Consider the following 10,555-nt stretch of genomic DNA (forward strand, 5'->3'; position numbering starts at 1 on the left):
TCAGATTGACGCATTTGACCGCGGCGATTTTGGTCTCTGACAAGGCGGGTTGCGCACCGTGGTGTCCACCCACCAAGCGTGAGCCAACGCAGTCAGAGGGCAAAATCGCCCGGCTCGTTTAACCTTATTTCCACTATAAAATGCGTCAATCTGATCACGACTCGCTTTAGTTGTTTGATCTCGGATTTCGATAGTGCATTGTTTTCACCTGAATGAAAGGATGCACCATGGGTCAGGTTCTGCACGCGAGCGCCACGACGACAGAAGCGGTCCGCCGCGCGATACAAGACAGTCAAGAAGGCTTGAGGGCTCGTTCAAAGCGATGCGGGATCGACCTCAAGACCGTCGCCAAGTGGAAAAAGCCGGGAGGCAGGAGTAAGAGCATGGAAATGTGGAGCAGTCATATTGTGGCAAAGGGCCTTGTTCTCGCGCTCGTGGCGCTGGCGGCGATCCCCCTCGGTGTTTGGCCGGGACTGGCGCAGGACAACGACGCCGCAGCGACGACAATCGTCCAGCCGATGCGAATTGCCAATGGAACCCAGTTCGGCTTGTGGCGGGTGAATTGTGAGGCGATTGCCGTGAACGAGACGGCCTGTGTCCTCAGCCAGCGTCTCGTTCGCACATCCGACAACGTCTTCCTTGCCGAATTGCTGGCATTCTGGTCCGGTGACGGGTCAAAGAGCTACCTCGCCGCCCGTGTTCCGAACGGGGTTTACTTTCCGTCCGGATTTGCCTTGAAGCGGGAGGACAGCGATGAACGCCGGAACTTCGTCTGGCAGTCCTGTTCCCGAGACGTCTGCGAGGCGCTTCTGGAACTGCCGCTTGAGGCGATTGAGACGCTTGAAGGCGCTGAAAACGTGATTGCCGGTTACCGTCCGAGCCTGCGGTCGCAACCGCTTGTGTTTCACACCAGCATGCAGGGTGCGACGGAAGGCCTGAAGGCCCTGAAGGCATCGATGGCGGGCAGCGGCGAAGAGGGTGAAGCCGAAAACTGACCGCACAATTGAAGTGGCCGTCAGGTCTCAAGACCGGTGTTTTGATCGCTGTTGTCAGGCAGCGCGCACGCCGGTATCGAACGGAATTTCAATATCGACGGCGAGTGTGGAGACCTGCGCGCCACGCTCCACTTTGACGTGGATCCGCCGACCGTCGATCTTCACATGCTTTTGCAGAACCTCGAGAATCTCTTCCCGCAGGACACTGACCAGATCGGCACCGCCCACCGAGGCTCTTTCATGTGCAAGCAACACTTGCAGCCGCTCGCGGGCCGCGGACGCCGATGTCCGCCGGCCTAGGAAACGGAGGATATTCATGCAGCCTTCCTTCCGAAGATCTTGCCGAAGAAGCCACGCCTTTCACCCGGAACGATAACCGGAACCGCTTCGCCGGCCAGCCTGCGTGCGGCATCCGTATAGGCCCGCGCGGTTGCGCTGCCGCTATTGGCCAGCGTCACCGGCGCGCCGATATTGGAGGCGCGCAGCACATCCGTGCTCTCGGGGATGATGCCGAGCAGCGGAACGGACAGAATTTCCAGCATGTCGTCCACGTTCAGCATATCGCCGCTTGCCGCACGAGCCGGGTCATAGCGGTTGAGAAGAAGACGTTTTTCCATCGGCTCGCCGTTCTCGGCTTTCACCGTCTTGGCGTCGAGCAGCCCGATGATGCGGTCGGAATCGCGTACCGACGAGACTTCCGGGTTGGTGACGACGATTGCCTCGTCCGCATGGCGCATGGCGAGTGTTGCGCCGCGCTCGATCCCGGCAGGGCTGTCGCAGATGACCCAGTCGAAAGCCTTTTTGAGGGAGGCGATGACATGCTCCACGCCTTCCGGCGTCAGCTTGTCCTTGTCCCTGGTTTGCGATGCGGGAAGCAGGAACAGCGTTTCCAGCCGTTTGTCGCGGATCAGCGCCTGCGACAGTTTCGCTTCCCCCTGAATGACATTGATGAGATCGAAGACCACCCGCCGCTCGGCACCCATGACCAGATCGAGATTGCGAAGCCCTACATCGAAATCGACGACCACGACCTTTTCATTTCGCTGAGCCAGCGCCGCGCCGATTGCGGCTGTGGATGTTGTCTTGCCGACGCCGCCCTTGCCCGATGTAACCACGATCGCCTTGCCCATCTGTCTCTCCTCTTTTGCTGCTCGCTCAACCCAGTTTTTCCGCCAGCAGGGAATCATTCTCGAGCCAAAGCTGGACTGCCTGTCCGCGCAGCTCGGTCTCAAAATCATCGGAGGTCTTGTAGTAACCCGCTATCGCCACCAGTTCCGCCTCAAGCCTGCGGCAGAAGATCCGTGCGGATGTATTTCCTATCGTTCCCGCGGCGATCCGCCCGCGCACGGTTCCATAGACATGCACCGATCCCCCGGCGACAACTTCCGCCCCCGATGCAACCGAGCCGACGATCGTGATATCACCCTCCGACATCAACGACTGGCCGGAACGCACCGGTTGGGTCACCATGAGTGACGCTGCGGGCACACCGGCGCCGCTCCCGCTGTCACATGCGGTGATTGTTTCCAGGCGGTCCGTTTCCGTTGCGTCCATGTCGGAGGCCGGCAGACCGCCCGCCATCGCCGGCGGGATATCGTCGCCGAGCTGAGACGGGCGCGCGCCCTCGATGCCCATGATGCGGATGTCGCGCGTGCCGAGCTGATCCAGGAGACCACGCAGCTGTTCGCGGTTAATGTCGATGCCGTCAATGTCCAGCACGATCGGACGGCGAAGAAAAAAACCGGCGGAACGGGCGGCAAGATTGTCGAGCCGCGTCAGCCAGTCGCCGAAGGGCAGTTCCGGTGTCAGCACCAGCGCAAGAAAGGATCGGCCCTTGAGACGAATGGGCTGGGTATCAGTGAGCACTTCTGTCATCTTGGTTAATTTTCCGTTGCCCAACCCTATTTGAATCGTGGTTAACGAATGGTTACCCGACGGAGCTTGCGGGAGGATGGATTCAACTTTTTTGCGCTTGCCCGAATGCCGGTTCGTATCGCACAAAACCCGTTGATGCTGCCGCAAGCCTAGAAATAGCTCGAGCGCTGATGTATCGGCAGGCGGGCGTTGCCGTTCAAGATGAGGGGGTCCTGTTGTCCAATTCCGAATTGCAAAAGCGCGAGGCGATTATCGAATACTGCCGCGCGCTGAACAGCTCAGGCCTCAATCAGGGCACATCGGGCAATATCAGCATAAGGCACGGGGAGGGCATGCTGATCTCTCCGACAAGCCGGCCCTATGACGACATGACTGCCGAGGACATTTCTTTTGTCGAAATGGACGGAACGGCCCACGGGCCGTGGCCGCCGTCGAGCGAATGGCGGTTTCACCGCGATATTCTGGCGTCCCGCGAGAACGTCAACGCGATCGTTCACGGACATCCGAACTACTGCACAACGCTGGCGATCATGGGTCTGGAAATTCCGGCGATTCATTACATGGTGGCGGTGTTCGGCGGCGCGAACATCAGATGCGCGCCTTACAGGATCTACGGATCCGAAGAGCTTTCAAAGGCCGCGATCCTTGCCTTGGAGGATCGCTATGGCTGCCTGCTTGCCCATCACGGCATGATTGCCCTCGGCAGCGATATCCGGCAGGCATTCTGGCGGGCCGGCGAGCTTGAGGCGCTGGCCCGGCAATATCATGGCTGCCTTGCCATCGGAAAGCCGCCACTGCTCTCCGACGGGCAGATAAGGCAGGTGGCGGACAAGATGGCCGGATACGGCCTGTCCGATCCCTGATATAGCTTGGCGAAGTGCACCAGCCGATTTGCAACAAGCCGGCGCGAACGGCGCCGGCTCTTTGGGTGTGCGGACCTTACCTTTCTATTTCCGCAACCGGGCGGGGTGTCGATTGTGTTTCGGGCGGCAGGACCGGCAATGTGACCTCGGGAACCGCGCCCGTCAGGCTTTCCAGGAACGCCACCATGGCATTCGCCTCCTCGTCGCTCAGTTCCTCACCCAATTGCGATTCGGCCATGATCTGAACGGCGACCCTTAGGCTCCACACCTTTCCGGAGTGGAAATAAGGCGCCGTCACCGCAACGTTGCGCAACGGCGATGCGCGGAACACGTACTCGTCGTCAACCGTCTCCGTGACCGCGAACCGCCCCTTGTCGTCGGGGGGCAGTATGTCGGCCCCGGGTTTTTCGATCAGACCGAACGGGTAATAACCGTGTCCGCCGACATTGACGCCGCTGTGGCAGGCGGCGCAGCCCTTGTCGATGAACAGTGCAAGCCCGGTCTTTTGCTGTTCGCTCAAGGCATTGTTGTCACCGTTCAGATAGGCGTCGAAGGGTGCCGGTGTGATCAGGGTTGCCTCAAATGCCTCGATGGCCTTTGCCAGATTGTCAAAACTGACGGGGTCTGCCTCACCCGGGAATGCATCGCTGAACCAGGCCTCGTACTGGGGCATGCTCTTCAGCGCCGCAATCACCGTCTCGGGCGTGTTCGCCATCTCAACGCCTGCCTGAATGGGGCCTTTGGCCTGGGCCTTCAGATCCTCGGCGCGGCCGTCCCAGAACTGGGCTTCGTTGAGGACAGCGTTCAGGACCGTCGGTGAATTGCGAGGCCCTTTCTGCCAGCCATGCCCGATCGACGTCTCCAGATTGTCGTCGCCGCCGGTCGTCAGATTATGGCAGGAATAGCAACTGAACACACCTGATGCGGAAAGCCGCGGATCGAAGAACAGCGCCTTTCCAAGCTCGATTTTTTCCGGCGTGATCGGATTGTTCTTCACGCTCGGTATTGTCGAGGGCAGCGGCTTGAACAGATCCGATGCCGAGTCATAAAGCTCATCCGCCGTGGCCGGGCTCGCGGCGAGGGCGGTGATCATCAAAAGCAGGAATAATTGCCTCATTGTGCTCTCCTATGAAACACAAGAAGCATCTGTAAATAGTGAGGGAATTTTATTGATTTAGATCAATTCTAATCTGCGGCCTGCTGACGCATCGTGACGATATGGCGCGGCCAGAGACACCCGGCGTCTGTGTTGCTCGGCAATTAGCTGTCCGAGGAACGCACCCACAGATTGACCTCGCCATTGGCCGAATACCGGTCGATCTCTTCCAGTTCTTTTTTGCTGAACTCGATATTGGCGAGTGAACCGACACAGTCGACAACCTGCTCCGGCCTTGAGGCGCCGATCAGCGCGGTTGTGATCCCGCCGCTGCGAAGAACCCAGGCGAGCGCCATTTGAGCCAGCGACTGGCCGCGCCGCTCGGCGATGTCATTGAGCTTGCGCAGATTGTCGATCGCCTGCGCCGTCAACAGGTCGGGATTGAGCGATTTTCCCTGGGAGGCGCGGCTGTCTTCCGGCGTGCCCTTCAGATATTTGTTCGTCAGCATGCCCTGGGCGAGGGGGGTGAAGGCGATCGAGCCGATGCCGAGTTCCTTCAGCGTGTCCTTCAGGCCGTCTTCCTCGACCCAGCGGTTGATCATGTTGTAGCTCGGCTGGTGAATGACGCAGGGCGTTCCAAGGTCTTTCAGGATCGCCGCGGCCTCGCGTGTGCGCTGCGAGTTGTACGAAGAGATGCCGGCATAAAGTGCTTTGCCGGAGCGCACGATCTGATCGAGCGCGCCCATGGTTTCCTCCAGCGGCGTATCGGGGTCGAAACGGTGTGAATAGAAGATGTCCACATAGTCGAGACCCATGCGCTTCAGGCTCTGGTCGCATGACGAAATCAGATATTTGCGGCTGCCCCATTCCCCATAGGGTCCGGGCCACATCAGGTAGCCTGCCTTGGAAGAGATCACCAGTTCATCGCGGTATCCGGCAAAGTCGGTTTTCAGGATTTCGCCGAAGGCCTCCTCGGCGCTGCCGCCGGGCGGGCCGTAATTGTTGGCAAGGTCGAAATGGGTGATGCCCAGATCAAACGCCGTCCGGCAGATATCGCGCTTGAGCTGGTGCGGCCGGTCATGTCCGAAATTGTGCCAGAGCCCCAGCGAAATTGCCGGCAGTTTCAGGCCCGAATTGCCGCAACGATTGTAGATCATCGCGTCATAGCGTTCGGGATTAGGCAGATAGGAACTGGAGGTCATGGCAGTGGTCCTGACTTGATAAGACTTTGGTGGACGCCTCTGGGTCCGGATGGACCGAAAGCAAAAGGACACGGTGCATGCCGGTCGGCCGGTTTGGGAAAGGGCCGCATCCGGAGCAATGGAGGGTGGATATCGCCCGACTATAACGGACGCCGAAACCGGCTTCAAATGACTTTGTTCGTGAACACGACGTTTGTTGATGCCAGGCGCCGTGCAATCCGCTTCGCGCCCGTCGATAAAGCAACCCGCCATCCTGCCGAACAGCCCGATGGCTTCGGGCAGTGGCGCTTAGGAGACTATCGCGACGAGTGCATCAATCTCTCTCCGCAGGTGAGCGACCAGTTTTTCGACCAGTAAGGACAGTGGCCGGTTTGCCGGTGTCATCAAGCTCATTTCAAGACGGATGGTTGGCCGGAAGGGGCGAAAGACAACCGGGCCGTCATTCCCGATGGTTCGTTCATAGCTAATTGCGGTGAGGCTTTCGCAAACTGAATAGCAAAGTCCAAGGGACACGAACTTGATTGCTGACAGGCTGGTCTGAAGTTCGAACCGTTGGTTGAGTTCGACACCGGCTTCCTGAAAAACCTCCCGCAGTTTCAAACTGATATCGTGATCCTCAAACAACATGGCGAGCGGCTTTCCGTTGAGGTCCTCGGGCACTATGAACTCTTTTTGGGCTAGCGGATCTCCGCGAGGAATAGCGCACAGGCACGGAAAGGACGATCGGATCGCCCGTATGGTTCTGCGATCTGCGGAGGCCTCGGCAAAACCGATGTCATATTGCTGTGATGCGATCCAATCTGTGACGATCGGTGAACTCCTCATGAGAAGCGTCATCTCGACGTCTGGCTTGTCTTCCAGGAATTTCCCGACAACTTCAGGCATGAAAAAATGCGATGCCGCGGGATTGCAGGCAATTTTGAGCGAGCCTTTCTCGAGGTTACCAATTTCCTGCAAGGTCCGGGTCGACCGCGTTAGGCGGGCAAGGATATGCTCTGCCTCTTCCATGAAGTAGAAGGCCTCGGGCTTCGGGACCAATCGTTTCCGCACTCTCTCGAAGAGCGTGTACCCAATTTCGCTTTCCAAACTCGCAATCATCGCACTGACCGCGGGCTGGGTTCTCCCAAGAGAACGGGCCGCTTCCGTCACCGAGTTGTGACGCATCACTTCAACGAAGCTTTGCAGTTGGCGGAACGACAGGTTCATGGGCAAAACATAAGGTAACCCTATTAAGACAGCAATATTACTAATTTGCTCTTATGTTTGAGAGCGTTGTACGACAGTTTCGTGATGCACTCGTTCGTCACCGACGAACTCTGCATCCGGGGAGGAAATGTGGAACGTTTCGCGAAGTATCTGCTTACAGGCCTTATCTGCGCTGTGGCATTTGGTCAGTTCGTCCAGGTTCTGACGCGTTATGTCTTCGAGATACCGGTGATGGGGCTGGAGGAGTCTATCCTCTACCCAACAATGTGGCTCTACATCCTCGGCGCAGTGAACGCGTCGCGAGAGGATACGCACATCCGGGCGAACGTTCTCGAGATCTTTCTCGACACAGAGAGGCAACACAGAATCCTCTCCGTCGTCGGTGAGGTGGTGAGCCTCATCATCGGTTTCTGGCTTCTGTACTGGGCCTGGGATTTTACGACCTATGCCTGGCGGGTCTGGCGCGAGAGCCCAACACTCTACATCCCCACATTCTACGCCGATGTGGCCCTTATCGTCGGGATGGCCCTGATGATGCTCTACACCATCCTGCACCTGGTTCGCCATGTCCGTTTCCTCGCACGAGGAGACGAACAATGATCGAAATCGCACTTCTGGCCATCGCCGTTCTGGTAGTGACGTTGACACTCGGCGTGCCGCTGCCCTGGTGCTTCGGTGCCGCCCTCATGGTGATGTACTACGTCGGCGACGTGACCATGAAGGGCATGGTGCTTTGGGGATTTCAGCAGCTTGGCAACCCGGTCTTGCTTGCCATCCCGCTATTCGTCCTTGCCGGAACCATTATGTCCGCAAGCGGGATCGCTGAGGCGCTGCTTCGGTTCGTGAACTCCTTCGTCGGTCATGTCCGTGGCGGGTTGGGCGTCGTGGCCGCGGTCAGCTGCGCGGTCATAGGGGCGATCTCAGGGTCCGGTCTGACCGGCGTGGCTGCAATCGGCCCGCTACTCATACCAGAGATGGAGAAGCGGGGTTATCCCAGAGCTTACGCAACAGCGCTCATCGCAAATTCCTCGATCCTCGGGCTTCTGATCCCTCCCTCCGTCACGATGATCATTTACGGATGGGTCACCGACACATCGATCCTCGCGTGTTTTTTGGCGACGCTTGGTCCCGGTCTCCTGATCATGTGCAATTTCTCCGTGATCAATCTGTGGATGTCACGGAGATTCAAGCTCGTTCTTGACGACAAACCCAGTGTCGTCGAGTTCGGTTCACGGGTCACAAAAAACGGCGCCTACGCATTTCCTGCCCTGCTCATGCCGATCATGATTTTGGGCGGGATCTATGGTGGCATCATGACGCCGACAGAGTCGGCCGCGTTGGCCGTGATCTACGCCATACCGGTCGGGTTTCTGATCTATCGAGGATTGACGAAGAATAGCTTCCTTTCTGCGGGCAAGGACGCTGCGACATCGGTCGGGACGATCATGCTCATGATCTTGTTCTCGATGATCCTGGGTCAAATGTTTGTCTTCGAGGGTATCCCGCAAGCCCTCGTCAGCTCGATCTTCGGGATCACCGAGAACAAGATTATTCTGCTGATCCTGATCAATATTCTGCTCTTCCTCGTTGGCATGGTCGTCAACGATGTCACCGCGATTATCCTGATTGCGCCGCTTCTGCTTCCGTTGATGGAAGCGCTCGGTGTCAGCCCCATTCAGTTCGCCGCTATCATGGGTGTGAACACTGCCATGGGCGGCGTGACGCCCCCTTATGCCTCGATCCTTTACCTCGGGGCGCGCATCGGGAACGTCAAAGTCACTAAGGTCATCCCGCCGGCGATGATCCTGATCCTCTTTGGATACGTGCCGGTCGTTTTCCTTACTTCTCTGTGGTCAGACCTCTCGCTCTATCTGCCGAGACTGTTTGGGTACTGAGCAATAACAAATCGAGATTAACCAGCAAGGAGAAACGAAATGAAACATATGGCAACAGCTCTCGCGACGTCCGCGATCATCGGGCTCACGAACTTCGCCCAAGCGACTGAGTTGAAAATGAGCCATGTTCGTCCGCAAGGCGCAACGATCGACGTTGAGCTTCGCGACTTTGCAAGCAAGGTATCGGAGGCGACAGGGGGCGACGTCACCATCGAAATCTTCCCTGCTTCGGCGCTAGGCGACTACACAGCGGTGCAGGAGCGCATTTCCGTGGGTGCCGTCGACATGGCAACCCAGCCGGCAGCCACCGCCGCGGATCGGCAGATGCAGATCTCGTCCTTCCCGTTTCTGGCCTCGAACTGGGAAGAAGCCCGCAAGATTTACGGCCCGGATGGTGTCCTGCAGGAAGTGATGGCCGAGCTCTACTCAAAACAGGACATCACCATGCTGGCCGCCTACCCTGTATACTTCGGCGGCATTTCCCTGAATACCGATCCTGTCAACCCTGGCGATCCGTCCAAGTCGAATGGGATCAAAGTCCGTGTGCCAGGCATCAAGAGCTTCCAGCTGACAGGTGAGGCACTTGGTTACATTCCTTCGCCCATTCCTTTCTCTGAAGCGTTTACAGCGATTCAGACTGGCGTCGTCGACGGCGTGATCGGCTCGGGCGCAGAAGGTTATTATGCGTCTTTCCGTGATGTGACGAGAGCCTATGTGCCCGCGAATACGCACTTTGAAGTCTGGTACATGATTATCAGCAACGAATCGTTCAACGCGCTCGATGAAGAAGACCAGACGGCCCTCAGGGATGCCGCAAAAGCGTTTGAAGAGCAGCGCTGGGTGATTGCAGAAGAAGATCAGGCGAAGAACGAGCAACGCCTGGCCGATGAACTCGGCACGAATATTGTAGAGTTGACCGACGCTCAACTCGCCACAATGGCCGAGAAGGTGCGCGCGGAGGTCTGGCCGGAAGTTCTTGAGGATGTCGGCGTCGAATGGGGCCAGGCCATCCTCGACCGGACCTCCAACTGACTCTGGACCGGGCGGTTACGGCCGCCCGGTCTTTACCCCTTTTTCGGGATCTACGGTGTGCAATCAAACTACATCATCATAGGGGGAGGTGTCGTTGGTCTCTCGGTCGCTTGGGGTTTGCTCCAACGCGGCTTGGATGTGACGGTCCTTGATGGCGGCGACGGAAGTCATCGTGCGAGTCGCGGCAATTTCGGTCTTGTCTGGGTCCAGTCGAAAGGTCTCGATCAACCGAGATATGCCCTTTGGTCGCAAGAATCAGTGGCACTGTGGCGAGGTTTTTCGAAAGAGATTTTTGAGAATACGGGTATTGATGTAGGCCTTGAGCAGAACGGCGGCTATGATTTCCATTTCTCGGAAGAAACGCTCGATGCACAGGTCGAACGATACAATG

12 protein-coding genes and 1 pseudogene are annotated in these 10,555 nt (G+C 57.8%); 7 read left to right on the top strand and 6 right to left on the bottom strand.

The window, feature by feature from the left end; all coding sequences use genetic code 11:
- Positions 1–227 precede the first annotated feature (227 nt).
- Both AC5E6N_RS20590 and AC5E6N_RS20595 read left to right on the top strand, forming a co-directional pair.
- Positions 228–362, top strand: a pseudogene (locus AC5E6N_RS20590) (IS481 family transposase); the annotation flags it as partial.
- Positions 363–383: 21 nt separating this feature from the next.
- On the top strand, positions 384–995 hold the full coding sequence (locus AC5E6N_RS20595; RefSeq protein WP_491749578.1) for an invasion associated locus B family protein: 612 nt from the start codon (positions 384–386) through the stop codon (positions 993–995).
- A 54-nt stretch (positions 996–1,049) separates the two neighbouring features.
- Here the strand turns inward: AC5E6N_RS20595 and minE are convergent, their stop codons facing one another.
- From minE to minC, 3 genes are read right to left on the bottom strand one after another with little or no spacing between them, the layout of a single operon-like run.
- Positions 1,050–1,313, bottom strand: a complete 264-nt coding sequence (minE, locus tag AC5E6N_RS20600) for a cell division topological specificity factor MinE (RefSeq protein ID WP_491689896.1) — start codon at positions 1,311–1,313, stop codon at positions 1,050–1,052.
- Positions 1,310–2,125 (bottom strand): septum site-determining protein MinD, encoded by an 816-nt coding sequence (minD, locus tag AC5E6N_RS20605; RefSeq protein ID WP_491749568.1) that lies wholly within the window; start codon positions 2,123–2,125, stop codon positions 1,310–1,312. Before minD ends, minE begins: the two co-directional genes overlap by 4 nt.
- A gap of 25 nt (positions 2,126–2,150) precedes the next feature.
- Positions 2,151–2,870, bottom strand: coding sequence for a septum site-determining protein MinC (minC, locus tag AC5E6N_RS20610; RefSeq protein ID WP_491749569.1), 720 nt, complete (start codon positions 2,868–2,870; stop codon positions 2,151–2,153).
- A gap of 215 nt (positions 2,871–3,085) precedes the next feature.
- Here minC and AC5E6N_RS20615 point away from each other — a divergent pair, with 215 nt between their 5' ends.
- Positions 3,086–3,733, top strand: coding sequence for a class II aldolase/adducin family protein (locus AC5E6N_RS20615; protein ID WP_491749570.1), 648 nt, complete (start codon positions 3,086–3,088; stop codon positions 3,731–3,733).
- Positions 3,734–3,809: 76 nt separating this feature from the next.
- On the opposite strand, the gene AC5E6N_RS20620 is transcribed toward AC5E6N_RS20615, so the two are convergent.
- The 3 genes from AC5E6N_RS20620 to AC5E6N_RS20630 all read right to left on the bottom strand — a co-directional run bounded on the left by AC5E6N_RS20620 (position 3,810) and on the right by AC5E6N_RS20630 (position 7,237).
- Positions 3,810–4,850: a cytochrome-c peroxidase gene (locus tag AC5E6N_RS20620; RefSeq protein ID WP_491749571.1), complete on the bottom strand. Its 1,041-nt coding sequence runs from the start codon at positions 4,848–4,850 to the stop codon at positions 3,810–3,812.
- Positions 4,851–4,993: 143 nt separating this feature from the next.
- Entirely contained in the window at positions 4,994–6,031 is a 1,038-nt protein-coding gene (gene mgrA / locus AC5E6N_RS20625; RefSeq protein ID WP_491749572.1) for an L-glyceraldehyde 3-phosphate reductase, read from the bottom strand.
- A 288-nt stretch (positions 6,032–6,319) separates the two neighbouring features.
- A complete protein-coding gene (locus AC5E6N_RS20630; RefSeq protein ID WP_491749573.1) occupies positions 6,320–7,237 on the bottom strand; it encodes a LysR substrate-binding domain-containing protein in 918 nt (305 codons plus the stop codon).
- Positions 7,238–7,303: 66 nt separating this feature from the next.
- Between AC5E6N_RS20630 and AC5E6N_RS20635 the strand changes: the two genes are divergently transcribed.
- The 4 genes from AC5E6N_RS20635 to AC5E6N_RS20650 all read left to right on the top strand — a co-directional run.
- Positions 7,304–7,837 carry a TRAP transporter small permease gene (locus AC5E6N_RS20635; protein WP_491749574.1) on the top strand — a complete coding sequence of 178 codons (534 nt, stop codon included), beginning with the start codon at positions 7,304–7,306 and terminating at the stop codon, positions 7,835–7,837.
- Entirely contained in the window at positions 7,834–9,132 is a 1,299-nt protein-coding gene (locus AC5E6N_RS20640) for a TRAP transporter large permease (RefSeq protein ID WP_491749575.1), read from the top strand. Before AC5E6N_RS20635 ends, AC5E6N_RS20640 begins: the two co-directional genes overlap by 4 nt.
- A 39-nt stretch (positions 9,133–9,171) precedes the next feature.
- Positions 9,172–10,164, top strand: a complete 993-nt coding sequence (gene dctP / locus AC5E6N_RS20645) for a TRAP transporter substrate-binding protein DctP (protein WP_491749576.1) — start codon at positions 9,172–9,174, stop codon at positions 10,162–10,164.
- A gap of 57 nt (positions 10,165–10,221) precedes the next feature.
- On the top strand, positions 10,222–10,555 hold a 334-nt coding region (locus AC5E6N_RS20650), incomplete at its 3' end, for an NAD(P)/FAD-dependent oxidoreductase (protein ID WP_491749577.1).

The sequence above is a fragment of the Hoeflea sp. genome, from assembly GCF_984452065.1.

Bases quoted from the DNA above. Each gene is read 5' to 3' on its own strand.
- AC5E6N_RS20595 (WP_491749578.1), top strand. From the start codon at position 384: ATGGAAATGTGGAGCAGTCATATTGTGGCAAAGGGCCTTGTTCTCGCG.
- minE (WP_491689896.1), bottom strand. From the start codon at position 1,313: ATGAATATCCTCCGTTTCCTAGGCCGGCGGACATCGGCGTCCGCGGCC.
- minD (WP_491749568.1), bottom strand. From the start codon at position 2,125: ATGGGCAAGGCGATCGTGGTTACATCGGGCAAGGGCGGCGTCGGCAAG.
- minC (WP_491749569.1), bottom strand. From the start codon at position 2,870: ATGACAGAAGTGCTCACTGATACCCAGCCCATTCGTCTCAAGGGCCGA.
- AC5E6N_RS20620 (WP_491749571.1), bottom strand. From the start codon at position 4,850: ATGAGGCAATTATTCCTGCTTTTGATGATCACCGCCCTCGCCGCGAGC.
- mgrA (WP_491749572.1), bottom strand. From the start codon at position 6,031: ATGACCTCCAGTTCCTATCTGCCTAATCCCGAACGCTATGACGCGATG.
- AC5E6N_RS20630 (WP_491749573.1), bottom strand. From the start codon at position 7,237: ATGAACCTGTCGTTCCGCCAACTGCAAAGCTTCGTTGAAGTGATGCGT.
- AC5E6N_RS20640 (WP_491749575.1), top strand. From the start codon at position 7,834: ATGATCGAAATCGCACTTCTGGCCATCGCCGTTCTGGTAGTGACGTTG.
- dctP (WP_491749576.1), top strand. From the start codon at position 9,172: ATGAAACATATGGCAACAGCTCTCGCGACGTCCGCGATCATCGGGCTC.